General features: G+C 69.1%; 23 protein-coding genes. 10 read left to right on the top strand and 13 right to left on the bottom strand.

Features of this window, described 5'->3' with window-relative positions:
* Positions 1-8 precede the first annotated feature (8 nt).
* Positions 9-1184 carry a GGDEF domain-containing protein gene (locus tag ADE01S_RS04440; protein WP_062680250.1) on the bottom strand — a complete coding sequence of 392 codons (1176 nt, stop codon included), beginning with the start codon at positions 1182-1184 and terminating at the stop codon, positions 9-11.
* Between the two features lie 238 nt (positions 1185-1422).
* On the opposite strand from ADE01S_RS04440, the gene ADE01S_RS04445 reads away from it, so the two are divergent.
* Positions 1423-2382 (top strand): DNA/RNA non-specific endonuclease, encoded by a 960-nt coding sequence (locus ADE01S_RS04445; RefSeq protein ID WP_075873424.1) that lies wholly within the window; start codon positions 1423-1425, stop codon positions 2380-2382.
* 20 nt (positions 2383-2402) lie between these two features.
* On the opposite strand, the gene ADE01S_RS04450 is transcribed toward ADE01S_RS04445, so the two are convergent.
* Entirely contained in the window at positions 2403-2882 is a 480-nt protein-coding gene (locus tag ADE01S_RS04450) for a VOC family protein (protein WP_062680251.1), read from the bottom strand.
* 340 nt (positions 2883-3222) lie between these two features.
* Here ADE01S_RS04450 and ADE01S_RS04455 point away from each other — a divergent pair, with 340 nt between their 5' ends.
* On the top strand, positions 3223-3960 hold the full coding sequence (locus tag ADE01S_RS04455; RefSeq protein WP_087881461.1) for a DUF899 domain-containing protein: 738 nt from the start codon (positions 3223-3225) through the stop codon (positions 3958-3960).
* Between the two features lie 23 nt (positions 3961-3983).
* On the opposite strand, the gene ADE01S_RS04460 is transcribed toward ADE01S_RS04455, so the two are convergent.
* Positions 3984-4598 (bottom strand): hypothetical protein, encoded by a 615-nt coding sequence (locus ADE01S_RS04460; protein WP_062680253.1) that lies wholly within the window; start codon positions 4596-4598, stop codon positions 3984-3986.
* Between the two features lie 185 nt (positions 4599-4783).
* The gene (locus ADE01S_RS04465; RefSeq protein WP_062680254.1) at positions 4784-5395 is read right to left on the bottom strand and encodes a cysteine hydrolase family protein; all 612 of its coding nucleotides are present in this window, start codon (positions 5393-5395) and stop codon (positions 4784-4786) included.
* A gap of 296 nt (positions 5396-5691) precedes the next feature.
* On the opposite strand from ADE01S_RS04465, the gene ADE01S_RS04470 reads away from it, so the two are divergent.
* Complete coding sequence (locus ADE01S_RS04470) at positions 5692-6639, top strand: GlxA family transcriptional regulator (protein WP_062680255.1); 948 nt, start codon at positions 5692-5694, stop codon at positions 6637-6639.
* Here ADE01S_RS04470 and ADE01S_RS04475 read toward each other — a convergent pair.
* Positions 6636-7454, bottom strand: coding sequence for a DODA-type extradiol aromatic ring-opening family dioxygenase (locus ADE01S_RS04475; protein WP_062680256.1), 819 nt, complete (start codon positions 7452-7454; stop codon positions 6636-6638). The genes ADE01S_RS04470 and ADE01S_RS04475 overlap by 4 nt on opposite strands.
* Positions 7451-8389, bottom strand: coding sequence for a DODA-type extradiol aromatic ring-opening family dioxygenase (locus ADE01S_RS04480; RefSeq protein WP_062680257.1), 939 nt, complete (start codon positions 8387-8389; stop codon positions 7451-7453). The genes ADE01S_RS04475 and ADE01S_RS04480 overlap by 4 nt, the downstream gene beginning before the upstream one ends.
* 220 nt (positions 8390-8609) lie before the next feature.
* Between ADE01S_RS04480 and ADE01S_RS04485 the strand changes: the two genes are divergently transcribed.
* From ADE01S_RS04485 to ADE01S_RS04505, 5 genes are all read left to right on the top strand, one after another.
* Positions 8610-9911 carry a UDP-N-acetylglucosamine 1-carboxyvinyltransferase gene (locus tag ADE01S_RS04485; RefSeq protein ID WP_062680258.1) on the top strand — a complete coding sequence of 434 codons (1302 nt, stop codon included), beginning with the start codon at positions 8610-8612 and terminating at the stop codon, positions 9909-9911.
* A 242-nt stretch (positions 9912-10153) separates the two neighbouring features.
* Positions 10154-11545, top strand: coding sequence for an FAD-binding oxidoreductase (locus ADE01S_RS04490; protein ID WP_062680259.1), 1392 nt, complete (start codon positions 10154-10156; stop codon positions 11543-11545).
* 33 nt (positions 11546-11578) lie between these two features.
* Positions 11579-12514 (top strand): SMP-30/gluconolactonase/LRE family protein, encoded by a 936-nt coding sequence (locus tag ADE01S_RS04495; RefSeq protein WP_062680260.1) that lies wholly within the window; start codon positions 11579-11581, stop codon positions 12512-12514.
* 161 nt (positions 12515-12675) lie between these two features.
* Positions 12676-14061, top strand: a complete 1386-nt coding sequence (locus ADE01S_RS04500; protein ID WP_062680261.1) for an HdeD family acid-resistance protein — start codon at positions 12676-12678, stop codon at positions 14059-14061.
* Positions 14058-15080, top strand: a complete 1023-nt coding sequence (locus tag ADE01S_RS04505; protein WP_062680262.1) for an Lnb N-terminal periplasmic domain-containing protein — start codon at positions 14058-14060, stop codon at positions 15078-15080. Before ADE01S_RS04500 ends, ADE01S_RS04505 begins: the two co-directional genes overlap by 4 nt.
* Here the strand turns inward: ADE01S_RS04505 and ADE01S_RS04510 are convergent.
* The 7 genes from ADE01S_RS04510 to ADE01S_RS04540 form a co-directional block, all read right to left on the bottom strand.
* Positions 15047-16021 (bottom strand): FAD-dependent monooxygenase, encoded by a 975-nt coding sequence (locus tag ADE01S_RS04510; RefSeq protein WP_062680263.1) that lies wholly within the window; start codon positions 16019-16021, stop codon positions 15047-15049. The genes ADE01S_RS04505 and ADE01S_RS04510 overlap by 34 nt on opposite strands.
* Positions 16022-16178: 157 nt before the next feature.
* Positions 16179-17471 (bottom strand): acyl-CoA thioesterase/BAAT N-terminal domain-containing protein, encoded by a 1293-nt coding sequence (locus tag ADE01S_RS04515; protein WP_062680264.1) that lies wholly within the window; start codon positions 17469-17471, stop codon positions 16179-16181.
* A gap of 12 nt (positions 17472-17483) precedes the next feature.
* Positions 17484-18470, bottom strand: coding sequence for a Bug family tripartite tricarboxylate transporter substrate binding protein (locus ADE01S_RS04520; RefSeq protein ID WP_062680265.1), 987 nt, complete (start codon positions 18468-18470; stop codon positions 17484-17486).
* 349 nt (positions 18471-18819) lie between these two features.
* Complete coding sequence (locus ADE01S_RS04525) at positions 18820-19377, bottom strand: DUF1415 domain-containing protein (protein WP_062680266.1); 558 nt, start codon at positions 19375-19377, stop codon at positions 18820-18822.
* The gene (locus tag ADE01S_RS04530) at positions 19374-20843 is read right to left on the bottom strand and encodes a M20 family metallopeptidase (protein ID WP_062680267.1); all 1470 of its coding nucleotides are present in this window, start codon (positions 20841-20843) and stop codon (positions 19374-19376) included. Before ADE01S_RS04530 ends, ADE01S_RS04525 begins: the two co-directional genes overlap by 4 nt.
* Before the next feature lie 124 nt (positions 20844-20967).
* The gene (locus ADE01S_RS04535; protein WP_062680268.1) at positions 20968-22257 is read right to left on the bottom strand and encodes a hypothetical protein; all 1290 of its coding nucleotides are present in this window, start codon (positions 22255-22257) and stop codon (positions 20968-20970) included.
* Between the two features lie 177 nt (positions 22258-22434).
* Positions 22435-24060 (bottom strand): methyl-accepting chemotaxis protein, encoded by a 1626-nt coding sequence (locus tag ADE01S_RS04540; RefSeq protein WP_062680269.1) that lies wholly within the window; start codon positions 24058-24060, stop codon positions 22435-22437.
* Between the two features lie 158 nt (positions 24061-24218).
* Here ADE01S_RS04540 and ADE01S_RS04545 point away from each other — a divergent pair, with 158 nt between their 5' ends.
* Together ADE01S_RS04545 and ADE01S_RS04550 are read left to right on the top strand one after the other, a co-directional pair.
* Positions 24219-24740: a sigma-70 family RNA polymerase sigma factor gene (locus ADE01S_RS04545; RefSeq protein ID WP_242663493.1), complete on the top strand. Its 522-nt coding sequence runs from the start codon at positions 24219-24221 to the stop codon at positions 24738-24740.
* Positions 24737-25720 carry a FecR domain-containing protein gene (locus ADE01S_RS04550; RefSeq protein WP_062680270.1) on the top strand — a complete coding sequence of 328 codons (984 nt, stop codon included), beginning with the start codon at positions 24737-24739 and terminating at the stop codon, positions 25718-25720. Before ADE01S_RS04545 ends, ADE01S_RS04550 begins: the two co-directional genes overlap by 4 nt.
* Positions 25721-25828 lie beyond the last annotated feature (108 nt).

Here is a 25828-nt window from a genome sequence, read left to right on the forward strand (position 1 = left end):
ACGCCGCGTCAGCCCGCGGCCACGCGGAGGTTCGCCGCCGCGGCGACGAGCCGGTTGCCGCCCAGCGCCTTGGCGCGATAGAGCGCGCGGTCGGCGGTCGCCAAGGCCTCGGCCAGCGGCGGCGCATCCTGCTCGTACTGCGCCAGCCCGATGCTGACCGTGGCCGGGATCGCGATATTGTCGACTCGATTGGATATCGTTTCGGCAAAGCGCCGCGCGACGGACTCGCCCAGGGCCGGGGCGCGGTGCGCGGCCTCGCCCGGCAGCAGCGCCGCGAACTCTTCTCCGCCGATGCGGGCGAGAACCGCGTCGGGCCCCAGCATGTCCCGGGCGGTTTCGGCGAAGCATTGCAGCACCTGGTCGCCCTGCTGGTGGCCGTAGCGGTCGTTGATGGCCTTGAACTGGTCGAGGTCGAACGCCAGCACGGCGATCGGCTCGCGCCCCTGCCCGGCCTCGATGAGACGGGCGCCCTGCTCGAAGAACCAGCGGCGGTTGCCCAGCCGGGTCAGGTAGTCGGTCTGGGATTCGCGGATGAGTTCGCCGTGCGTTTCCTCGCGCACGAGCTTGATCAGCGTCATGGGCAGCAGGATGGAATACAGCACCCCCTCGTACATGGTCAGCGTGCTGGCGGACAGCTGCACGCCGGGCCCGTGCGTGGCCACCCACCAGGGCAGGAGGAACGAACGGCCCAGGTAGATCAGGGCATGGATGCCGGTTACCGCCGCGGCGATGCGCAAGGGCTTGAGCGCTTTCAGTTCATGGCAGCGCAGCAGTTCCCGAGTGGTCGCGGCGCTTACCAGCGCAATGGGAAACGCGCTGACGTATTTCCAGACCGCATCTTCCCACCGCACCCCGGCCGTCGCCCACACCAGCGCCATCACGATGAGCAGCGCGAACGACGCACCGCGGTACTGCCTTCCCCGCAAGGACGCGGCGCCGTTCATGACCAGCAGGTAGCCGCTGAGGATGATGAGGTTGGCGGCGGCGGAGCCCAGGGGCGCGGGCAACTGGGTCCGGAACAGCCCCGCCGTGCATCCCAGCGCCAGCGTGGCGAAGCCCGCCGCCAGGGTCCGCAGGGACCCGCTGCGCTTGGGATGGGCCCGATGCTCCCAGAACGTCAAGCCTGCCGTGGCCAGCAGCGTTCCGATGATGATGAAGTAAAGGGTAAGGAGATCGACGTACATCGGGGACGTGGGGTATGGCGCCGGCGTATCGCGGCGGCCAGCCGGAATTTTACGTTGGAAAGCCCGTGGAAAGACGTAACGAAACCCCGGGAATCCCCGCGCCGAACAGCGTTTTACCCGGCATTGCCTGGGTCAGCCGGCAGTCAGCATGACGCGCATGCGTGGCAAATTTGCCACTCATCTACAATCCTTGGCCGTGCCGGTCTGCGACGCGACCGGCTGTAGCTCACAGGTAGTAATGACGCGCCCGAAGAAATCTCCTCCCAGGAAAAGAAGCTCCACCAGCCGATCCACGGCCCGATCCGGCGGCCGATTCCCCCGCTTCCTGAAGGCGCTGCTGTTCTCGTCGCTGGCGAGTTTCGGGGCCGCCACCTACGTATTGAATCCGCAATGGCGGATCCCGGCGCCGGTGCAGCAGGCGCTGAACCAGCTGGGCTGGCCGTGGCACGGCACGCAGGCCCCGGAAGCCGCGCCGCCCCGGGAGCGGACGGCGCCGCCGGCCGCGGTGCCCACGGCCGCGCCCACCGGCGCCCCCGCCCAAACGATGTTCGCGGAATGCCGGCAGTTCTTTCCGCATTCGCGCCCGCCGGAAGTACCGGGCAGCCAGAAGCTGCGCGAAGTGTGTTTTTCCGCCTTCGCCATCCTGCACGACGGCCAGACCAAGACCCCGGTTTTCGTGGCGGAACGGTTGAGCCGCCAGATGCTGACGCAGGCCCAGGGCATGCGCCGCACCGACAAGTTCTACGCGGAAGCCCGCCTGCCGCGCGCCGAACGGGCCGAGCTGGAGGATTACCGCGGATCGGGCTTTTCGCGCGGACACATGGCGCCGGCCGGCGACATGTCCACGCCCGAGGCCATGGCGCAGAGCTTTTCCCTGGCCAACATGGTGCCGCAGGACCAGACGCACAATGGCGGCGCGTGGAGCAGCATCGAGCAGGACACCCGCAAGTACGTGATGCGCGCCGCCGGCGACGTGTATGTGTTCACGGGCCCGGTCTATGCCGACAAGCCCAAGACCATCGGCGCCGGCGTGGCCGTGCCCGCCTACCTCTACAAGGTCGTGTACGACGCGACCTCGGGCCGCTCCTGGGTGCACTGGCAGGCGAACGCCGCCAGCACCAAGGCCGGGCCGCCGATCAGCTACGAGGAATTCGTGAAGCGCACGGGCTTGCGCTTGTTGCCCCAAGGCGGCAACTGAGCGTCCGGCGGCCCGGCGGCTCAGCCCCGTCTTGCCGCCTCGATCGTGGCGATATCGATCTTGCCCATGGTCATCATCGCTTCGAAGGCGCGCTTGGCGGCCGCGGGATCGGGATCGGCGATCGCCTCCATCAGCACCCGCGGCGTGATCTGCCACGACAGGCCCCATTTGTCCCGGCACCAGCCGCACTCGCTCTCCTGGCCGCCGTTGCCGACGATGGCGTTCCACAGGCGGTCGGTCTCGGCCTGGTCTTCGGTGGACACCTGGAAGGAAAAGGCTTCCGTGTGCTTGAACGCCGAGCCGCCGTTCAACCCCAGGCAGGGAATGCCGATCACGGTGAACTCCACCGTCAGCACGTCGCCCTGCTTGCCTGAAGGATAGTCGCCGGGCGCGCGCAGGATCCTGCCCACGGCGCTGTCCGGAAAAGTCTGCGCGTAGAACTGCGCGGCGTCCAGGGCGTCGCGGTCGTACCAAAGGCAAATCGTGTTTTTGCTGGTCATCCTGGCTCTCCTGTCGTTGACGGATCGGCGCCGGGGCGGCGGCCCGGTGGGCGGATGCGCGCGGCGCGTCGGGATACCCGGTACCCCGAGGATAGCCGCAGGCTCCGCCGGCGCGCGTTACCAAGCTTTGGAAAATGTTGTGCCCCGGCGGCCGGCCGCGCAGTCGTGGACGAGGTAGGCCTGCCCGCCGAATGCCGCCAGATTTGTTACTCCCGCCCCCGCGGCCCGCGGTGCCAGACTGTTCCCAGGGCCGCCAGCGGGCGGCCTGCCGCTCATCCTCAGGAGGAATCCCGCCATGACCGCAGCAAACGACCCCGCAACCCCCGGCGCGGCACCCGCCATGCGCACGCCCCCCGTCGTATCGCCCCAGGCATGGGAAGCGGCGCGCGCGCAACTGCTGGTGAAGGAAAAAGCCCAGACCCGCGCCCGCGACGCCCTGGCCGCCGAGCGCCGCCGCATGCCCTGGATGGCGGTGGACCAGGCCTACGCCTTCGAAGGGCCCGACGGCAGGCTCGGCCTGCCGGACCTGTTCAACGGCCGCCGCCAGTTGATCGTCTACCGCGCCTTCTACGAACCCGGCGTCTACGGCTGGCCGGAACACGCCTGCCGGGGATGCTCCATGGTGGCGGACCAGGTCGCCCACCTTGCGCATCTCAACGCCCGCGACACCACCCTCGTCTTTGTCTCGCGGGCGCCGCAGGCCGACATCGCGCGGCTGAAGGCGAGAATGGGCTGGACGATGCCGTGGTTCACGCTCACGGACCGCTTCGACGCCGATTTCGGCGTGGACGAGTGGCGCGGAACGAACGTGTTCTTCCGCGATGGGAACCGCGTGTTCCGCACCTACTTCCTGAACAACCGCGGCGACGAGCAGATGGGCGGCACCTGGAACTACCTGGACATCACGCCGCTGGGGCGCCAGGAAGCCTGGGAGGATTCCCCCGAAGGCTATCCGCAGACGCCGACCTACAAATGGTGGAACTGGCACGACAGCTACGTGGACGGCGCGGCGCCCGACCGCAAGTGGGTGGAGATCTCCGACGCGGGCGAGGCCGCGTTCCGCAACAAGGACAAGTAGCGCCGGCCGCGCCGGCTCCCGCTTCAGCTGCCGCGCTTGCCTTTCTTTGCCTTGGGCTTGCCGGCGGCCTTGCGGATGCGCTTGGGCTCGACGGGCGCCAGCGCCATTTCCGTGGTGGGAATCCGGACGCCTCGCAGTTCGTCGACCAGGCGCGACACTGCCAGCGTCGCCGGCAGGGTCTGCACGTCGCGCGCGAAGTAGCTGATCCTGCCATCCCTGGCGACCTGCGCGCCGAAAGTCTCCGAGACGCGCTTACGCTGCACGCGGGCCGCGGCGTTCAGGCTGCCGGCGTAGCAGATCGGCACGCGCACCCTGCCCGACATCTGGCCGTCGTCGCCCGCCACGACCGCCAAGTGGCCATTCGTACTCTGGAGCTCCGCCGACGTCATCCCCGCAACGACGAATTTCCCCGCCTTTGCATTCTCGATCGCCTGATCGTGGGAGAAACCCAGCGACGTCCAGTCCGTCGAGGCCCGCAACAAGGCCACGATGGCATCGGCGTTCATGCCCGGTCCGGTGAACAGGTCCGGGTCGAAGAACGGACCGGAGACCGCCTTCACGTATTTGTTGCAGTCTTCGGAGTTGCCTGCGAACGCGAGCGCGCATTCGGCCAGGATTTCATCACGTGCATCCGGCATTTTCCGATCTCCCCCGTCGTGGTCGCGACGTCGATGTCGATGCGCCGCCATGAGCCGCGAACCGCGAGGCCTGGCGCATTTGCCACGACGCTAACGCAGGCAAGCGCCATCACCCATACCCCATATGGGTGATGGCGCGGCGCGGCCGGCCGGTGGCGGGCGCGCCGTCGGCTTCGCGCAGGCGCTCAGACCACCTTCAAGCCCAGCACCTGTTCCGTCGTCATCACGTCGCCGAAGGTGTCGTCGATGCTGGCCAGGGCGGCGCGATGCAGGTTGTCGCGGCTCACGACGCTGCCGTCCGCGCGGTCCAGGTCGCGGGTGGCGCAGGCGTCCTCGGCCACGATGACGCCGTAGCCCAGCGGCACGGCGTCGCGCGCCGCGCCCGCCACGCAGGCGTGGGTCATCAGGCCCGTGATCACCAGCGTCTTGATGCCGGCGGCTTTCAGGCGCTGGTCCAGGTCGGTGGTGGGAAACACGCTGACCGAAGTCTTGCGCACGACCGCGTGGTGCGGGGCCGGCTGCAATTCGGCGTGGAATTCGGCGGTGGCGCTGTGCTCGGCGAAGATGGGGCTGCCTTCGGGCGTCAAATGCTGGATGTGGAATACCGGCATCCCGGCCTGGTCGGCGTGCGCGATCAGGCGCTGCGCGTTGCCCAGCGCCGCGGGGCCATCGGGGATCGGCATCTTGCCGGTGAAGTACTCGTTCTGGAAGTCGATGACCAGGAGCGCCGTGCTGGATGCGTCGAGCGAGGCCGGGGCGGCGGCGCCGGCGAGGGTGCGGATGGTGGGATGGTTCATGGCGGGGTCCTTTGCGGGATGGAATGGAATCGGGGCCCGGCGGCAGCGCGGGCCAGCCGCGCGCCCGGCGGCGCGCAAGACCTTAGTGTCCCGCCGGACGCGCCGCAGCGATAGTGGCCCGATGGACAACTATTGCTAGAATCGGGCCAAGCCAGCGGAGCCTTGCCGCCCAGCCAGGCCAAGCGAGCCGGGCCTCTTCAGCCAGGCGGGCCGGCCCCCTTCAGCCCAGCGGACTCAGCCTTTTTCGGGCCGAGCGTCCACCTTCCCGCCGGCTTCGCCTCCTTCGCCGGATTCCCATGCACACCGTCGCCATCATCGCCTTCGAAGGCATCAGCCCTTTCCACCTGTCCGTCCCCTGCATGGTGTTCGGCGACGACCTGTCCCGCCTGGGCGTGCCGCGCTACCGCCTGCTGATTTGCGCCGAGAAGCCGGGGTTGATCCCGACCATGTCGGGATTCCAGATCCAGGTGGAGCACGGGCTGGACGCGCTGGAGCAGGCCGACACCCTCATCATGCCCGCCTGGCGGGATCCGGAGGAGACGGCGCCCGCCGCGCTGCTGGAGGCGCTGCGCGCGGGCCATGACCGGGGCGCCCGGATCGCCGGCTTGTGCCTGGGCACCTTCGTGCTGGCCGATGCCGGCCTGCTGGACGGGCGCACCGCCGCCACCCACTGGGCCTGGGGCGACGACTTCGCGCGCCGCTACCCCAAGGTCGAGCTGGACCGCAAATCCCTCTACCTGGACGACGGCGACATCCTCACCTCGGCCGGCACGGCCGCGGCGATCGATTGCTGCCTGCACCTGCTGCGCCGCGACCACGGCGCGGAAATCGCCAACCGCGTGGCGCGGCGCATGGTGGTGGCGCCGCACCGCGACGGCGGCCAGGCCCAGTACATCGAGCAGCCGCTGCCCGGCGTCACCGGCTCCGACCGCCTGGGCGCCGCGCTGGACTGGGCGCTGGAACACCTGGAATCCCCGCTGACGCTGGACCTGCTGGCCGATCGCGCCGGGATGAGCCGGCGCAATTTCACACGGCGCTTCAAGGCCAAGACGGGCGCCACGGTGTCGCAATGGCTGCTCAACCACCGGCTGGCGGCGGCCCAGCGGCTGCTGGAGACGAGCGACAAGGCGGTGGACCGGGTCGCGGAACTGGCGGGCTTCGGCTCGCCCGCCTCGTTCCGGCAGCATTTCCTGAACGCCTTCGCCGTGTCGCCCTCGGCCTACCGGCGGCAGTTCAGCGCCTAGGCCCGGCCGAACTCGACCACCGCCGCGCCGCTGCCGTACAGGGGTTCGTAGGCATGCACCGTGGCGGCCGGCAGCGCGTCGCCCAGCGCCCCGAGCACCCAGTGCAGGTGCTTCATCCCCATGTCGGCCCGCGCCTGGCGCGCAAAGTCGGGCAGCATGTCGCGCAGCCCTTGCGCATCGCCGGCCTCCATCAGGGCCAGCAGCCGGCGGTTCCAGTCGTCGTCCGAGGCGGAGTGCAGGCGATCCGCTTCCAGCGCCAGGGGCTCGCGGAACAGCGAATGGGACAGCCCGCCCACGCCCACCACGGCCACGCGCTTGCCCTGTGCGGTCGCGCAATCGACCGCCAGCCGCGCCAGCGTTTCGGTGCGCGCGGCATCGTGGTAGAGGTTGTTGGCCGCGATCACCACCGGCAGCGCCGGCTGGCCGAATCCCATCAAGGTGCTGGCGGTGATGGTGCCGGTATCGATGGGAAAGCCGTCGTAGTCCACGCCGCGCGCGCGCACGCCGGCATCGAGGCAACGCGCCACGCAGGCCTGCGCCAGCGCGGTATCGCTGGCGATGTCGAAGGGCTGCTCGCCGAATTCGTGCCAGTTCTCGTCCACGTGCAGGCCCACGCTGCGTTCCCGCGTGATCCAGAGCTGGTCCAGCACGGCCATCCATTGCGTGGAATAGACCAGCACGCAATCGGGCCGGGATGCCGCCAGGGCCTCGCCCGCCACGCGCAGCGCGGCCTGGATCCGGCCCCAGGGGGCGATGTCGGGACGCAGTTGCGGCAGCGGATTGCCCGGCACCAGGAAAGCGGAAACGATGCTCATGCGGGATTCTCCTCGGCCGCGCGGGCGGGCGCGGCGATGCGCGACAGGCCGGCGTCGGCCAGGTTCCATTCCATCACCGCATTGCCGGTGCCGATCACCGAGCCATAGCCGTGCAGGCGGCCCGGCAGCTCCGGATAGTCCATGGCCGCATGCATCCAGGTGAAGGCGCCGGACTTGACCTCGGCGAACGCCTCGTCGATGAAGCGCGGCAGCAGTTCGAAGGTTTCGCGCATCCGGCCCTGCCGCATCAGTTCGATCATGCGGATATCCCATTTGTAGCCGTCGTAGCGCTCGGGATGCTCTTTGGACATGTCCTCGGGGATCTCGGGCTCTTCGTGGAAATGCCAGTGCGACAGGGTGTTGCTGGCCAGCAGCACGGCGCGCCTGCCGGTCTTGCGGATGGCCTCGCGCGTGGCGCGGCCCAAGAGTTCCATCTCGCCCTGGCCTTCGCGCGTGTCCAGGTAATACGGCGTGTTGTTGGCCGACAGGCCCACCACCGGGATGTCCCATTGCGGGCGCACCATGTGCAGCGTGGTGATGGTGCCGTAGTCCACCCGGAAGCGCGGGTTGCGCATCATCTTGGTGACCAGCCCCAGGTCGTGCCCTTCGTCGCAGCAGGCTTGCGCCAGCGCGACGTCCACGTCGAGCTCGAATTGGTAGCGGAACAGATTGGGGAAGATCGGATCGACCGACTTGCCCTGCAGCCGGGGCACGCCCAGGAAATGGTGCCCGACCTGCGTGATCCAGTGCGGCGAATGCACCAGCAGCACGTCGGGCTTGAGGCGTTCGATACTGTTGCGCACGTGCTCGTACGCCCATCGCAACGTTTCCCAGCCGCCCTCCGAGCGGGGCTCGTTCTGCGGCGGATTCTCGCCGTAGACCAGATGCGGCGGATGCGGGGCCAGGAAGCCCGCCAGGATTTCCCCTTCCTTCATGATTCCTCCGTGATACCTGGAATCGCGCCTCGCGGACCATCCGCCCCGGCGCGCATGCAGCGTCCACTACGAGCGCCCCTAGCAGGCGGCGGCCAAATAAAGTACGTATACGTATAAATAACCGAAAACCGAGCCCCCGGGACCTAGGGATATTCCCGACCCGCGGCGCGCGGACGCTACAATTCCGGCCATTGTTTTCCAACCCGCAGCACGCTCCTCCATGTCCAACCTCATCGTCCACGGCGGCACGCCCCTGCGCGGCCGCGTCATTCCTTCGGCCAACAAGAACGCGGTGCTGCCCGTGCTGTGCGCCACCCTGCTGACCGATCAGCCGCTGCGGCTGCATGGCGTGCCGGACATCACCGACGTCCGCAAGATCCTGGACATCTTCCGCACGCTGGGCAGCGACGTCCGGCTGGACGAGGCCACCCGCACGCTGGACCTGCACCACCGCGACACAAAATTCGACGCCGCCCTGCACCGGCTGCCCGAGGAAATGCGCTCGTCCATCATGCTCGTGCCGCCGCTGCTGGCGCGCTTCGGCGTGGCGCGCCTGGAAGACAACGTCAAGGGCTGCACGCTGGGCGTGCGCGAAATCGATCCGCACGTGGACATCTTCCGCTCCTTCGGCGGCGAGGTGGAACGCGCCAGCGGTTCGCTGCTGGTCCGCAGCAGCGGCCCCCTGAAGCCCAACCACCACTGGCTGGACTACGCCTCCGTCACCACGACCGAGAACTTCGTGCTGTGCGCCGCCTCGGCCCAGGGCGAATCCACGCTGACCAACGCCGCCTCCGAGCCGCACGTGCAGGAATTCTGCCGCTTCATGGCGATGATGGGCGCCGACATCGACGGCATCGGCACCTCGCGCCTGACGGTGCGCGGCGGCGCCCGCCTGCAGGGCGGCGAGTTCACCTTCGAGGAAGACTTCCACGAAATCACCACCTTCCTCGCGCTGGGCGCGATCACGGGCGGCGACGTCGTCGTGCGCAACCGCACGCCGGGCAATTTCCCGCTGATCGACCGCACCTTCGCCAAGTTCGGCGTGCGGATCGTGCACGAGGACGGCTGGTCGCGCGCGCTGCGCGACGGGCCGCTCAAGGTACAGACGCCCTTCACCAGCAACGTGCTGACCAAGGTCGAGGCGGCGCCGTGGCCCTATTTCCCGGTGGACCTGCTGCCGATCTTCATCGCGCTGGGCGTGTGCGCGCAGGGCAATGCGATGTTCTGGAACAAGGTCTACGACGGCGCGCTGGGCTGGACGGGCGAACTGTCGAAGTTCGGCGCGCACGTGTTCTCGTCGGATCCCCACCGGGTCATCACTTTCGGCGGCATGCCGCTCACGCCGGCCGTGGTGGAAAGCCCCTACATCATCCGGGTCGCGATCGCGCTCTTCATGATCGCCAGCAGCATCGAGGGCCGCTCCGAGATCCGCAACGCCACGCCGATCCGCCGCGCCCACCCGCGCTTCGTGGAAAACCTGCGCAGCCTGGGCGTGCAGGTCGAGTGGGCCAACGAAGAATAAGCCGCGCCTCGGCCCCCGGGGTGCTGCCGGCCGGCCGGCGCAAGCCTATACTTTCCAGACACGCGCGCTCCGTTACGCGAAATGGGAGCTCGCCGACTTGCTCCCGGCGCGACGCGCCGGACGCGTGGAACTCCAGGGTCATGGCCCCTTTCACAGGAGGCGGCTGCCATGTCGCGCCCCGCAAGTAGAGACGGCTCGTTTTAGACATCGTCTATGAAACGCCACCTTCAAGGAGGTGTGTGATGAGCAAACTGTCCAATGACGCGCTGGACGCTCTCAAGGCGTCAGCGAGAGGCCAGGTCCTGGCCCCCGGCGCGGCGGGCTACGACGACGCCCGCAAGATCTGGAACGCCATGATAGACCGCCGCCCGGCGGTCATCGTGCAATGCGCCGGCACCGCGGACGTCCGCCGCGCGGTGGATTTCGCCCGCAAGAACGACCTGGTGGTGGCCGTCCGGGGCGGCGGCCACAACATCGCGGGCCTGGCCGTCTGCGACGACGGCATGATGATCGACCTTTCCCCCATGAAGTCGGTGCGGGTCGATCCCCGCCTGGCCCGCGCCTACGTGGAACCAGGCGCGACCCTGGCCGACGTGGACCACGAGACCCAGGCATTCGGGCTGGCGGTGCCGCTGGGCGTGAATTCCACGACGGGCGTGGCGGGCCTGACCCTGGGCGGCGGCTTCGGCTGGCTGACCCGCCGCTACGGCATGACCATCGACAACCTGGTTTCCGCCGACGTGGTGACCGCAGACGGCGGCTTCCTGCACGCCAGCGAGCAGGACAACCAAGACCTCTTCTGGGCGATACGCGGCGGCGGCGGCAACTTCGGCGTGGTCACGATGTTCGAGTTCCAGCTGCATCCGGTGGGGCCGATGGTCTACGGCGGCCTGGTGGTGCTGCCGCTGGAACAAGGCCGGGAGGCGCTGCTGAAGTACCGCGAGGCGCTCGACGCCATGCCAGAGGAGCTGACGGTATGGGCGGTGCTGCGGCTGGCGCCTCCGCTGCCCTTCCTGCCCCCCGCGGTCCACGGCAAGCCCATGCTCGCCTTCGCGATCTGCTACTCCGGCGATCCGGACCAGGGGCCGGCCGCCGTCGAAGCGGTGCGCGGCTGGGGCAAGCCCTATGGCGAGCACCTGGGCCCCATGCCCTACGCGGCCTGGCAGCAGGCCTTCGACCCCTTGCTGACGCCCGGGGCGCGCAACTACTGGAAGTCGCACAACCTGGGCCTTCTGCAGGACGGCCTGATCGACGCCATCATCGCGGCGGTCGAGGACCTGCCCTCGCCGCAGTGCGAGATATTCCTGGGCTATATCGGCGGCGTCGCCATGCGCGTGCCGGTGCCGGCCACCGCCTATCCGCACCGCGCGGCGCAGTTCGCCATGAACGTGCACGGCCGCTGGGACGCCCCGCAGGACGACGAACGCTGCATCGCCTGGGCGCGGGCGCTGTTCCGGTCGACGGAGCCCTACTCGCAGGGCGGCGTGTACGTGAACTTCCTGACGCAGGACGAGCCGGAGCGGCTCGGCGCCGCCTACGGCCCGAACTTTGAACGGCTGGTGCGTGCCAAGACGCTCTACGATCCCCGCAACCTGTTCCGGCACAACCAGAACATCCCGCCCACGGCGTCCTGACGGCGCCCGGCCGGCCCCAAGGAGGAACGATCCATGTGGCAACCCAGCGAGACCTATCCGGACCCGGCCATCGAGGTGCTCGACTCCCGGTTCCTGAAGTACCGCATCGGCAACGCGGCGGTGGAACGCCTGGCCACGGGCCTGCGCTATGGGGAGGGGCCGGTCTGGTTCGGCGACGGCCGGTGCCTGCTGTGGAGCGACATCCCGAACAACCGCCTCCTCAGGTGGGACGAGGAAAGCGGCGCCGTGTCCGTCTACCGCAGCCACGCCGGCCATCCCAACGGCAACACGCGCGACCGCCAGGGCCGCCTGCTGACCTGCGAGCATGGCGGGCGCCGCGTGGTGCGCACGGAATACGACGGCACCCTGACGGTGCTGGCCGACCGTTACGAGGGGCGGCGGCTGAACTCGCCCAACGACATCGTCGTCAAGAGCGACCACTCGATCTGGTTCACCGATCCCGTCTTCGGCATTCTCAACAATTACGAGGGGTACAAGGCGGAGCCGGAACTCCCCACCCACGTGTACCGGCTCGATCCGGGCACCGGCCGCCTGGAGGTGGTGGCGTCGGACATCCAGAACCCGAACGGCCTGTGCTTCTCGCCCGACGAAAGCCTGCTGTACATCGTCGAGAACGGCTCCCGGCCCAACCGGATCCGGGTCTACGAAGTGCGGGACGGACGCTCGCTGGCGCAGGCGCGCACCTTCGTGGACGCCGGCGACCAGGGGGTGCCCGACGGCATACGCTGCGACACGGAAGGCAATCTGTGGGCCGGCTGGGGGCCGGACCCCGCCTTGAACGGCGTGATGGTGTTCGGGCCGGACGCGGTGCCGATCGGCCGCATCGCCCTGCCCGACCGCTGCGCCAATCTGTGCTTCGGCGGCGCCCGCCGCAACCGGCTGTTCATGGTGGCGGGCCAGAGCCTCTATGCGCTGTACGTGGACGCCGCCGGCGCCATGCGCCCCTGAGGGCCGCGGGCCTCGGGGAAACATTTACTAACGTGAATGGCAGAATATCTCGTTGACGCCGGCTCGCCCCGACCCTTATTTTCGACCGGTTCGGCCCTGTCATGAGGCTGCAGCCGAAAACAGGAAAATCCACCCGGCTATGCGAAGGAGCGCTGAGAACAATGGGTCATCTGGTCTTGTTGCTGCTTGGTGTCGACTATCTGCGCAAGCGCGCCCGCGGGCTGGTGATCATCGGCTGGCTGTTCCTGGTCGCCGGCATCGTGGTCTTCATCGACGCGCTGGACAACGCGATCTACTTCCCGCTGAATTTCTTCGCCGCGCTGTTCGTGCTGGAGGGGCTGGCGACGCTGGCCATCGCCAAGTCGGGCGTGGGCGGGCAGCGGGTGCTGCGCTACGCCAAGGGGATCATCGTGCTGGCGGCCGGCATTTTGGTCCTGGCCGGCCACCACCACGGGCATTTCGTGCTGTCCATGATTTTCGGCCTGCTGTTCCTGGTGGACGGGCTGATGCAGTGCACCGCCGCGTACGTGGTGCGCTATGAACGCTGGCGCTATGTGTTCGCCTCGGGCGTGGCCGAGATACTGCTGGCCATCTTCTTCTTCCAGCCCTACCCCACCCATTACGTAGGCACGGTGCCGTACTGCCTGGGGTTGTTCCTGGCGTTCTCCGGCCTCAAGCTGCTGGCGCTGGCCTACCGGGTGCGCCGCCTGGCTTCGAACCCGGCGCTGGACGACAACCCGCATCCGGATTTCATGCCCACGCGCGCCGACGCCCCGCCCCAGACGGTGTTCGACGGCCCGCCGCAAGCGTCCGAGCGCGCGCTGACGGTCCACGTCTGGACGCCCTCCGGCTCGGCCAAGACGGAGACGCGCAATTACCCGGTGGTGGACCGCTACATCGCGGCCGTCGACGTGAACGGCGTGGTGTCCACCGGCCATGCCGCGATGGAGTCGCCCGAGGGCGTGTACATCAGCCTCTATCCGGCGCAGGAAATCGACCATTCCCCCGAACAATTCGGCACGCTGCTGCGCGCCACGGCCGACAACAACGTGCCCGGCGTGTTCCAGCCCGATTACGCGACCGAGTCCAAGGCCTGGTGCCCGTCCACCATGCAGGTGCGCATCCGCAACTACGACGCGGCCAAGCTGCAGGCGTTCTGGGACGAGTACCGCAAGAACGCCACCTACAACCTCACGCACCGGAATTGCTCCAGCTCGGTCTCCAACGGGCTGGAGGCGGCGCTGGACGGCGTGGTGGGCCGGTTGCACGGCCCCGAGGCCGGATGGCGCGTGCTGCTGCGCCTGCTGCTGACGCCGGAACTCTGGGTGGCGGCGCAGATCCGCAAGCGCGCCCTGACCATGGCCTGGACGCCGGGCCTGACGCTGGACTATGCCCGCGCCTTGAGCATGTTGGCCGACCCGCGCCCGTTCGGCTGGTGGAAGATGTCGCAGCAGGCCCTGCGCCAGATGGCCCGCCTGCGCGCCGGCTGGCGCAGCCAGGACCGCGCCGCCGTCGCCCGCAACGCGCGCGGCGCCTCCTCGTCATGATCCTGCAAGCCGCGGCCGGCCTGGCCGTGTTGGCGGGCGCGGCATGGGGCGCGCTCGCGCTCTGGTTCCAGCCGCCGCTGGGACGCCGGGCGCGCGCCCTGCCGCCAGCGGCCTGGCTGGCGCTGGCCGCCGCCGCGCTGGCCGGCTTGGCGGGCGGCAGCTTCCACCCGGCCGCCGGGTTCGGCGCGCTGCTGCTGGCCTTGCTGGCGTGGTGGCGGCTGGGCGTGCGCCCCTCGAATGCACGCGAGTGGATGCCCGAGGTGGCCCGCCAAACCCAGGGATCGGTGGACGGCGACCGCGTCACCCTGCGCAACGTGCGCGATTTCCACTGGCGCACGCGCACCGACTACGACCCGCGCTGGGAAACCCGCGTCTACGACTTGTCGCGCCTGGCTTCAGTGGACCTGGCCCTGTCCTACTGGGGCCGGCCCGCGGTCGCGCATGCCATGGTGTCGTTCGGCTTCGACGACGGCCAGTACCTGGTGTTCTCGGTGGAGATCCGCCGCAAGCGCAACGACACCTTCTCGGAGCTCGGCGGCTTCTTCCGGCAATACGAGCTTGCCGTCCTGGCGTCCACCGAAGAAGACAGCCTGCGCGTGCGCACCAATGTGCGCGGCGAGGACGGCTACCTGTACCGCGTGCGCATGCCCGAGGGCGCGGCCCGCAAGCTGCTGCTGTCGTACGTCGCCACGGCCAACCGCCTGGTGCGCAAGCCGCGCTTCTACAACACGCTGACCGCCAACTGCACCACCATCGTGTACCGCCTGGCCGACCAGATCGTGCCGGGGCTGCCGATGGACTACCGGCTGCTGCTGTCGGGCTACCTGCCCGAATACCTGTACCGCCTGGGCGCGCTGGACGGCGCCGACAGCGCGCAGGCTTACCGGCGGGGCGGCCGCTATACCGACCGGGCCCGGGCCGCGGGCGACGCGCCGGACTTCTCCCGCCGCATCCGCGTTGGCGTGCCGGGCGTGGAGGCGTCCGCTCAGGCGGCGGACGTCCGCAAGCGGTCGACGTAGGCGGCCAGGCTTTCCACGTGGCGGCTTTCGGCGCGCAGCCCGACGTGGCCGTCCGCCCGCACGGCCAGGACCACCATGTCTCCCACGCCCAGCCTGCCGGCCATGGCGGGATCCAGGTAGCCGTCCACGTCGCCGGCATCGGCGTTCGCCGTCAGCGCGATCACCGCCTCGATGATGGCGCCGTCGGACAACGCCTCCATGCCCAGACGGACCTGCCGCAAAGCCTGCTCGGGCGTGACCGGGCCGCCCGCCAGGAACACCGTGTGGCCGGGGCGGCGGGCGTAGTCGTGCAGCATGCCCGTGCCGCCCGCCGCGAGGCGGAAAGAGATCTGGTCGGGCAGCCGCTGGCCCGGCGATACCGCGTCGTGCCGGTCGCCCATGACGATGGGCGAATCGGCGTAATCGATGTCGTGCCCTTCCTGGGCGATCCCCGCCAGCTCGCGCACCGTGCTGTGGTGCCCGTCGCAGCCGACCACCCATTGCGCCAGCACCGTGGCCCGGCCATCCGGCTGCTCCAGCGTGGCGAGCATGCCGTCCTCGGTGTCTTCCAGCCCCACCAGTTTCGTCGCCCGCTGGACCGCCCCGCCCTGAGCGGCGAGGTAGTCGGCGAGGATCGCCTCCGTGGTTTCTTCCGAGATGCCGATGTTGTAGGGATAGCGGCTGCCGCAAAGATCCAGGTCGATCTCGCCCAGGATTTCGCCGTTCGCATGGATGCGGGCGCCGCACTGCCTGACGCCGGCGGCCAGCAGCGGCTCGACGATGCCGAGCGAATCGAAGAGTTCGAGCGAGCGCGGATGGACCACGGTGGCGCGGTCCCATTCCAGCGGACGCTCGTGCGCGTCGATCAGCAGGCAGTCGACGCCGCGCCGGCGGAGTTCGGCGGCGGTGAGCAGGCCCGCCGGGCCTGCGCCCACTACCAGGACGGTCGTAGCGATCTGCATGTCTTCCCCCCCGGAGATTCCGAGGCGGCCCGCGGCCGTCTCGACGCGAATCCCGGAAAATTAAGGCAAGCGCGTTGCGCCGTCAAAGCGCAGGAGGCCTAGGCCGCCGGGAGGAGGTCCGGCCCGGCGCTACGCCTGAAGTCGCAATCCGGGTGCCCTAGGCCCCCGACTCGCGGCGCAGGAAGTCCAGCACCGCCAGGTACGAGCCCTCGTTGCCCGCGGCATTGGCGGGCGGCGTCCCGCCCGCGTCCAGCAGCAGGCCCGACATCGCGTGCGGCTTGCTGATCAGGGTGGCGGGCAGATAGGGATAGTGCACGTGATGGCCGGCGCCCATGCAGACGTGATGGACGGTAGGCAGGCCTTGCGCCAGGCGCAGACGAACCACGATCTCGGAATAGGCCGTGCTGGGCCAGAAGCCGTCGTCCGAAGCGCTCACCAGCATGACGGGGCCGGGGTAGCGCTCGATCGGGATGCGGGCGCGCTCGAAGGCCGCGCTGTCGCGGGTGGCGCTGAGGAATGCGTGGGTCTGGCGGTACGGCGGCTCGGAGGCATAGGCCGCTTCCCAATCGGCGCTGGCGTTGTCCTGCCACAGGTGCGGCAGCGGTTCGCCGGCCTTGGTCCAGACCTGGGCATTGCGGCCCGTGCCCGGCGATCCGGCGCTGACGACGCCGTGCATCACGGGCGACGGAACGTAGGCGACCACCGCGCTGACCAGGTCGGGATAGTGGGCCGCCACCAGCAGCGAGGTCTCGCCGCCCCGGCTGATGCCGGAGAGCGCGACGAAACCGTCGCGCGGCGCCAGTTCGGCGCGGGCCCAGCGCAAGGCCTGCTCGAAATACTCCAGCGGCATGTCGTTCAGGTACTTGGGCCGGCCTTCGTAGTTGAAGATGGCCAACGCCAGGCATTGGTAGCCGCGGGCCGCGAACAGCGCCGCGCGCGGCGCGTTGACGCCGCCGGACGATCCGTTCATGTAGATCACCAGCGGATGCGGGCCGGGCCCGGCCGGCGTGTAGAGCTCGCCCGACAGCGTCATGCCGCCGACCTGCTCGCGCACGGCGCGGTGCGTCACTCCGTCGGCCAGGAATTCCTGCACGAGTTGCGCGCGGGCGGTCCGGCGGCCGTCGCTGGCCTCGATCTCGACGGTCAAGGGCTCGGTGCGGTCGGGCGGGAACACCACGCGCTCCATGTCCTGGCAGTCCATGGACCAGACGATGCCCATGGCCGAGGGCTCGGCGTAGCTGCCGGAGACCGGGCAGTCGCGCGCCAGGTCCAGGCTGCCGTCGTGGCCGGCGATGAACACGGCCTGCGAGCGCCACGGCGCGCCGCACATCTGCATGCTGGCCGTCACGGTGACGAAGGCGTAGGCGGGAAAGCCGTCCATGCGGATATCGCGCGCCACGTCGATCAGGGCGCGCTCGGGGCTGACGGTGATGCGGGGCTGTTCGGTCATCGCGGCGGCTCCTCAGCTCTTCAGGTCGGTCTTGGGCACGCCGTTGGCCTTGATGACCTGCGCCCACATGGCGGATTCCTCGGCGATGACGCGGTCCAGGTCGGCCGACGAGGTGAACTCGACGGTCACGCCCTGATCGGCGAACTGCTGCACCAGGCTGGGATCGCGGGTGCCTTCGCGCACCGAGTTCTCCAGGGTCTGGACCACGGCGGCCGGCATGGCCGCGGGGCCCGAGATCATCATGCGGGTATAGAGTTCGAAGCCATCGAGCCCCGCCTCTTTCATCGTGGGCACGTCGGGCAGGCTGGACAGGCGCTTGTCGGACGTGACCGCCAGCACCTGGAGCTTGCCGGACTTGATGTTGGGCAGCGCCGACGTCGGGAAGTCGAACGTGCTCTGCACGGTGCCGGCCATCAGGTCCAGCAGCGCGGGGCCGCTGCCCTTGTACGGCACGTCCTGGAACTGGGTGCCCGTCTTGGACTGGAAATGCAGCAGCGCCAGGTGGTTGATCACCCCGCGCCCCGCGTGCGCGCAAGTGATGTCGCCCGGCTTCTTCTTGGCCAGGGCGATGAATTCCTGCACGTTCTTCACGCCCAGCGCGGGGCTGACGATCAGCAGCATGGGCGACTTGCCCATCGATCCCAGCTGCTTGAAATCCGATTGCTGGTAAGGCAGGTTGTTGTAGAGCAAGGGGTTCAGGATCATGCCGTTGGTGCCGGCGAAACCCAGGGTGTAGCCGTCCGGCTCGGCGCGCGCCACCGCCACGGTGGCGATGATGGCCTGCCCGCCCGGGCGGTTCTCCACCACCACGCTCTGCTTCAGCGTCTTGCCCATGCGCTCGGCCAGGGCGCGCGCCGCGATGTCGGTCAGCCCGCCCGGGGCAAAGCCCACCAGCAAGCGCACGGGCCGGGTCGGGAAGGTGTTCTGGGCCCAGGCCGGGCGCGAGATCAGGGGCAGCGCGGCAAGCGCGCCCAGGGCATGGCGGCGGGTGAATCGCATACGGCTCTCCAGGCAAGCACTACGCCCCCGCGCGCCAACGCCCGCGGGGAAAAGCAATGAAAGGGGAAGGTCCCGCTGGCCGCCCGCCGTGGGGCGAGCGGCCGCGGAAAACGTATGTTGTATGCAATACCACGGATGGGCTATCTAGGGATATCCCGAAGCGCCCTGGGCGCCATATTCCGCCAAACGGTATTTGGTATGCGATCCGGGCCGAACTGGGCAGGATCGACTTGGTCCGGCTTGGCTCCGTCTGGCTCCGGCTGGCTCGGTCTGGCCCCGCCCGACCCGGCGCGGCCCGGTTCGGTTCGGCTTGACTTGGCTTGGCCCGGTCTGGCCAGGCCTGGCCGACTCAGCCCTTGATCATGAGTTTCTTCCATCCTTCGATGCCCAGGCGGCGCATCGTATCGATGTTCTTCTCGTAGATCTCGGCGGCGTCGGGGAAGGATTCCACCGCGCGGTCGATGCTGTCTTCGCGCAGCAGGTGCAGGATGGGATACGGCGAGCGGTTCGTGTAGTTGGAGATGTCGTCCGGCTCGGTATCCGCGAACTGGAACTGCGGGTGGAAGGTGGCCACCTGCAACTCGCCCACCAGGCGCATGCGCTTGAGCAGCCGGTCCGACAGGTCCTCGAAGTCGTTGAACTCCAGGAAGTCGTCCAGCGCGTCGGGCAGGATCAGCAGGGTCGTGTCGATCTGCTCGGGATCGGTTTCGGCCAGCAAGGCCAACTCGTCCTGTAGATCGGTCAACACGCCTTCGGCGTCGGTGGCGTCGCTGACGGCAAAGCGGATCTGGTCCTTGACCTGCACCGCCTTGGCGAAAGGACAGAGATTCAGGCCGATGACGGCCTGGTTCAGCCAATGCCTGGTTTCCGCGACCACATTGGCATACGCATCGGAAGTGGAAATCATACCGGCATCGCCGCCATGGTCTGGGCCACGGCCGCGGTCAGCTTCTTGCCGTAAGGGACGTGCAGGAATTCATTGGGGCCGTGGGCGTTGGATTTCGGGCCGAGCACGCCGCAGACCATGAACTGGGCCTTGGGGAAGCCCTTCTGCAGGATGCTCATCAGCGGAATCGTGCCGCCCTGGCCGATGTAGCCGCAGGGCGCGCCGTAGTACTGCTGGGACGCGGCGTCCAGCGCGCGGGTCAGCCACTGTTCGGACGCGGGCGCGTTCCAGCCGGTGGCCGCGCCTTCGTTGGCCTTGAAGATCACCTTGGCGTTGTAGGGCGCGTCGGCTTCCAGCAGCGCCTTGATTTCCTCCGAGGCGGCCACGGCGTCCACCAGCGGGGGCAGGCGCAGCGACAGCTTGAAGGCGGTGCGCGGGCGCAGCACGTTGCCGGCGCTGGAGAGCGGCGGCAGGCCTTCGGCGCCCGTCACCGACAGCGTCGGACGCCAGGTGCGGTTCAGCAAGGCCTCTTCGGGCTCGGTCGTCATGGGCAGCACGAAGCCGCCCTCGGCGCCGCAGCTCCAGGGGAAACGGCGCCAGACCTCGTCGCCCAGGATGCGGGCGGTGGCATGCACCTGCTCGATGCGGTCGGCGGGGATGTCGCAATGCAGGCTTTGCGGCAGCAGGCGGCCGGTGCCGCTGTCTTCCAGGCGGTCCAGCAGGTGGCGCAGGATGCGGAACGACGAGGGCACGACGCCGCTGGAGTCGCCCGAGTGCACGCCTTCGTCCAGCACCTGCACTTCCAGGGTGCCCGACACCATGCCGCGCAGCGAAGTGGTCATCCAGAGCTGGTCGTAGTTGCCCGCGCCCGAATCCAGGCAGACCACCAGCGCCACATTGCCCAGGCGGTCGCGCAGCGCGTCCACGTAGGGCAGCAGGTCGTAGCTGCCGGACTCTTCACAGGTTTCGACGATGCCCACGCAGCGCGGGCGGGGAATGCCCTGCTTGTCCAGCGCCATGATGGCGGTCAGCGAGGCGTACACGGCGTAGCCGTCGTCCGCGCCGCCGCGGCCGTACAGCTTGCCGTCTTCGTACTTGGGCGTCCAGGGCCCCAGGCCCGCGCGCCAGCCGGAGAATTCGGGCTGCTTGTCCAGGTGACCGTACAGCAGCACGGTATCGCCGTTGTCGCTGCGGGTGGCCGGCGCGTCGAAGAAGATGACGGGCGTGCGGCCCGGCAGGCGCACCACTTCCAGCTTCAGGCCGGATACCTTCTGCGCCTCGACCCATTGCGCGGCGTCGCGCACCACGCGCTCGATGAACGCATTCTTTTCCCAATCGGCGTCGAAGGCCGGGCTTTTGGCGGGGATCGCGATGTAGTCGGTCAGCGCCGGGATGATCTCGTTGTCCCATTTGTCGTCCACGAAAGCCTGCAGGGCCTTCGGATCGAGGGTGGGCGGAAGAGCGTCTTCGGGGATGCGTGCGTTCATGGCGCGGGATCCTGTAGAGGTGCGTGCGGGGATGGACAATCCGCTATTTTATGCCCGTCCGGGGCCGGCGGGCCGGACGCGTTGCGCGCCAGGCCCCTTCCGCCCGCGAAAGCCGCCGCCCGCGCTACTGGAAGCGCGTCAGGTGGATCAGCAGGGTCCGGTCCGGATTGGCCTGCAGCACGGCGGTCAGGCCCTGCTCGTAGTCGGGCATGGTCAGGTCGTCGAAGACTTGCGTCTGATACTGCCCGCCGCCGTCCTTGACCGTCATGGAGAAGGCGGCCTGCCGGTCTCCGACCTGCAATGTGGGCACGCCCACGTCGCCGCCGGTCCGCGCCGGGACGATCGCCGCCACGATGGCGCTCTTGGGCACCTCGCGGGTCGAGCACTCCGTGCTCAGCGTGGGATTGCCCAGCAGGCTGGCGACCTCCAGCTGGTCCGCGTCGTCCAGTTTCTTGGGGTCGATCACCAGTATCGCCGTCTTGAACAGGCGGTCCGACACCGTTTTCGCGCCCGGAAAGCCGGTCTCGCCCTGCCGTTCCGCCGCCACCGCATGGCAGCCGCGCGACGCCCGGGTGGTCAGCGAATCCAGCACCTGGCCCAGCCGCTGCGGGTTGGCCAGGTCGCTGGCGGAAATGCGCACCACGTTGCTGCACACGACCTGGTTGCGGCCGTCGTCGGCGCTGACGATCGCGTCGCTGCCCAGCGTGCTTCCCGGACGCAGCCCGCCCTGGATCCGGCCGCTCACCTGGTGCTGGGTCGGCACGGAAAACGACGACGGGGAATGGCTGCCCGGGCTGCCCGGGATCTGGATGGCGCCTTCGGCCCGCATATGCAGCACCTGCGTCTGCCGCGGGGTGGCCTGCGGCACCTCGGGCGGCTCGGCCTTCAGCTTGCCGATCAGGTCGGCCAGCAGCTCGTTCGCCTGCTGCATCGCCACGTGGCGGTCCGCCATGACGGCCATTTCATCCTGGACTTCGCCCAGGCAATCGCGCAGGCGGGAGGCGTCAGAGAGCGTGGGCGTATGTTGGGGCCGGACCAGGGCCAGGGCCTCGTCCAGGCGGTCGCCCACCCGCGCCAGGCGCTCGCCATGCTCCAGCTCTTCCTGCGCCAGCGCCTGCAGCACCTGCTGGCATTCGTGGACCAGCTGTTGCTGGGAGACGATTTCCCGCGCCCCCTTCGACACGGCCCCCGCGCTCGGAATAATCGCGTTCCGATCTGTGAAATCCGGCTTGAACGAGGTGGGGTATTGGGCTTCCAGGTCGTCGTGCTGCCCTTGCTTGGCGCTGTCGATCCGCTCCAGCAGCTCGGCCAGCGCGGTGTAGCGGTTGACGGTCTGGACGTGATCCTGCCTGAGGTCCTGGACTTCACTGCTCAGGAGCGTGGCGCCTGATCGCAAAGCGGCAATGTCATTCATGGAAATTCCCCTTGGCTCAGTGGGCGGGAGCGCGGAAGGTCGGCTCCACCCAACTTGAGTAACGGATCCATCGCGCCGGTTCCGGTCGCGATGGATCGGGGACGCGCCGAGGGCGCCGGGGCCCCGATGCCGCGGGAAGCGTCCGGGCGGCGCCGGATCTCCCCGCTTTTCCGCCCGTCAGGCGCCGATCAGCGCCGGCTCCGCGCCGCGGCCCAGGGCGGGCGCGTCGGCGTCGATCACCTGGCCGGCCTGCAGCTTGAACACCGCCACGGCTTCGCGCAGGCGCTGGGCCTGGGTTTCCAGAGAGGCCGCGGACGCGGCGGCCTGCTCGACCAGGGCCGCGTTCTGCTGCGTCACGCTGTCCATTTGCGACACGGCCTGGTTCACCTGCTGGATCCCCTGCGACTGCTCTTCGGACGCGCTGGAGATTTCGTTGATGATGTCCGTGACGCGGCGCACCGAGGTCACGATCTCCTGCATGGTGGCGCCGGCGGCCTCCACCTGGTCGGAACCGACCGATACCTTCTGCACCGAGTCGTCGATCAGGCCCTTGATTTCCTTGGCGGCGGCGGCGCTGCGCTGCGCCAGGGCGCGCACTTCGCTGGCCACGACCGCGAAGCCCTTGCCCTGCTCGCCCGCCCGCGCCGCTTCCACGGCCGCGTTCAGCGCCAGGATGTTGGTCTGGAAGGCGATGCCGTCGATCACGCCGACGATGTCGGCGATGCGGTTGGAACTGTCGGCGATGCCGCGCATCGTGCCGACCACGTCGCCCACCGCCCGGCCGCCGCGCGTGGCCACCTCGGAGGCGGCCATCGCCAGTTCCGACGCGCTGCGCGAGCTTTCCGCGTTGTTGCGCACGGTGGACGACAGTTCGTCCATGCTGGCGGCGGTTTCCTCCAGGGAGGCCGCCTGCTGCTCGGTGCGCGACGACAGGTCGATGTTGCCCGCCGCGATCTCGCGCGAGCCGGTATGGATTTCTTCCACGCCCAGGCGCACGGCCGAGACGGTGCGCGCCAGGCTGTCCTGCATGCGCTTGACGGCGCCGTACAGCACGCCGATTTCATTGTTGCCGCGCTGCTCGATGCGGTTGGTCAGGTCGCCGGCGGCGATGCGATCGAACAGCCGTCCGGCCTCGTGCAGCGGGCGGAAGACCGAACGCGCGAACACGGCGTACAGGCCCACCACCAGCACGCCCACGACGATCAAAAGACCGGCCAGCACGGCGATCGCGCCGTTGATGCGGGTGGATGCGTCGCGCGCGACGCGCAGGCCCACGTCGTCGGCGTAGTCCACGTATTTCTGGATGGCGGCGGTGAAGGTCAGGCCCAGGGGCGTCACCTTCTCAAGATTCAGGCGGCCGGCCTCCTGGGCGTTGCCGGCGCGGATGGCGGCGATCATCGGCACGATGGCGTCGCGCTGGTAGACGTCGAACGCCGCCAGCGCGGCTTCCAGCAGCGGCTTGCCTTGCGCCGAGGTCTCGGGCGTCTGGCGCGCGGTCTGGATCAGGTCGCTGGCTTTCTTGGTATAGCCCTCCAGGCGCTGCATGCTGGCCAGGTTGTCGATGCTTTTGCCTTCCATCAGCGCGGTCTGGGCCGCCAGCAGCACCAGCCGGGCGCGCAGCAGTTCGGCGCCGGCGTTGTTCACGGCGTTGGCGCGGACCAGGTTGGTGTCCAGCAGTACTTCGATGGAACCGCGATTGGAATCGAGTTGCTGGTGGACGGCGATGCCGGTTACCAGGAAAAGCGAGAAGAAAACGACTAAAGCGGTCGTCAAGACCGCGCGGATACTTAAATTCTTGAACATGGGGGGCACTCCGGGGTTGCATAAAGCTCCCCCCTATTACGGCGCCGTGCAATGAAAAGTTAAATATCTCATTGGGTTACATCGCCGTGACCGCGCCCCGCGCGGCGCCCGCTTGTCTAATAAAATTAACAACGATTATCATTATCAGCTTTCAAGCATTGCGAGACTCCACCGTGACGGCGGCCAACCAGCCTGCGGCGCACCATGCCCTGAACGCCCTCTACCTCGACCACCATGGATGGCTGGCGGGCTGGCTCCGCCGCCGGCTGGGATGCGCGCACGACGCCGCCGACCTCTCGCACGATACCTACGAGCGCCTGCTGCGCTCCGGCCGGCTGCCCGAGGCCGGCCAGGCGCGCGCCTTCCTCACGCAGATCGCCAAGGGGCTGGTGGTCGACCTGTTCCGCCGCCGCTCGCTGGAGACGGCCTACCTGGAAGCGCTCGCCCAGTTGCCCGAGGCGCACATGCCCTCGGCCGAGGCGCGGGCGCTGGCGCTGGAAACCCTGATCGCCGTGGACGCCGCGCTGGACGCCCTGCCCGCCCGGGCGCGGCAGGTCTTCATCCTGTCGCGCTTCGAAGGGCTCAAATATTCCGAGATCGCGCAGCGCCTGGACGTGTCCGTCGCGCTGGTGCGCAAGCACATGCTGCGCGCCGCGCAGGCCTGCATGGCGGCGCTGTGACGGCGATCCCTCCCGGCATCCCGGAACCCGCGCTGGCGCAAGGCCTGCACTGGCTGGTCGTCATGTGGTCCGGCGAGGTCAGCGACGAGGAACGGGCGGCCTGGCAGCGATGGCTGTCCGCCCACCCCGACCACGAACGCGCCTGGCGGCACGTGCAGCGGCTGGACTCGCGCCTGCTGGATGTGTCGCCGGTGGCGTCGGCCCGCGCGCTGGCCGCCACCGGCCGCAAGGCCGGCCGGCGCCAGGCGCTGCGGCTGATGGGCTTCGGATTGCTGGGCGCGGGGGTGGCGGGCGCGGCCGGCCTGGCCGTTCGCCAGGCGCCCTGGTCCGGCTACCTGGCCGATTACCTGGCCGACTACCGCAGCGCCGTCGGCGAGCGGCGCCAGGTCGCGCTGGAAGACGGCACCCTGCTGACGCTCAACGGCGACAGCGCCGTGGACATCGATTACGGCCCCGATGCGCGACGCGTGGCGCTGCGCCGCGGCGAACTCTATATCGAAACCGGCCACGGCCCGCTTGCGCGGGGCCGGCCGTTCTTCGTCGCGACCGACCTGGGCAGCGTCCACGCACTGGGCACGCGCTACACCGTGGACCGCCGCCGCGGCGAGGTGGCGGTCGCGGTGTACGAGGGCGCGGTCGAGATCCGGCCGTCGCGGGCCCGTCCGATGGTGCTGGACGCGGGCCACGCGACCTCCTTCACCGCCGCGGGCGCCACGCCCGCCCGGCCGCTGGCCGGGGCGCGGCCCGCCTGGCTGAACCGCCAGCTCGTGGCGGACCGCATGCGCCTGGCCGACTTCCTCGAACAGGTGGGGCGCCACCGCCCCGGCGTGATCCGGTGCCACGCCGGCGTGGCCGACCTGATCGTGTCCGGCGTCTATCCGCTGGGCGATACGGACCGCGTGCTGGCCTCCCTGGCCGCCGCCCTGCCCCTGCGGATCAGCCGCTACACGAACTACTGGGTGGTGGTGGAACCCCGCTGAGCGCAGGGCGGGCCGGCCCCTTCCGAAAAAAATCGGCCGCAACCGTAGCACTTTTCCGTTCTCGTCCGGGATACGTGAATAACCCCGCCATTTCACTCCGACGAGAAC

The organism is Achromobacter denitrificans NBRC 15125 (assembly GCF_001571365.1).
Lineage (GTDB): Bacteria > Pseudomonadota > Gammaproteobacteria > Burkholderiales > Burkholderiaceae_B > Achromobacter > Achromobacter denitrificans.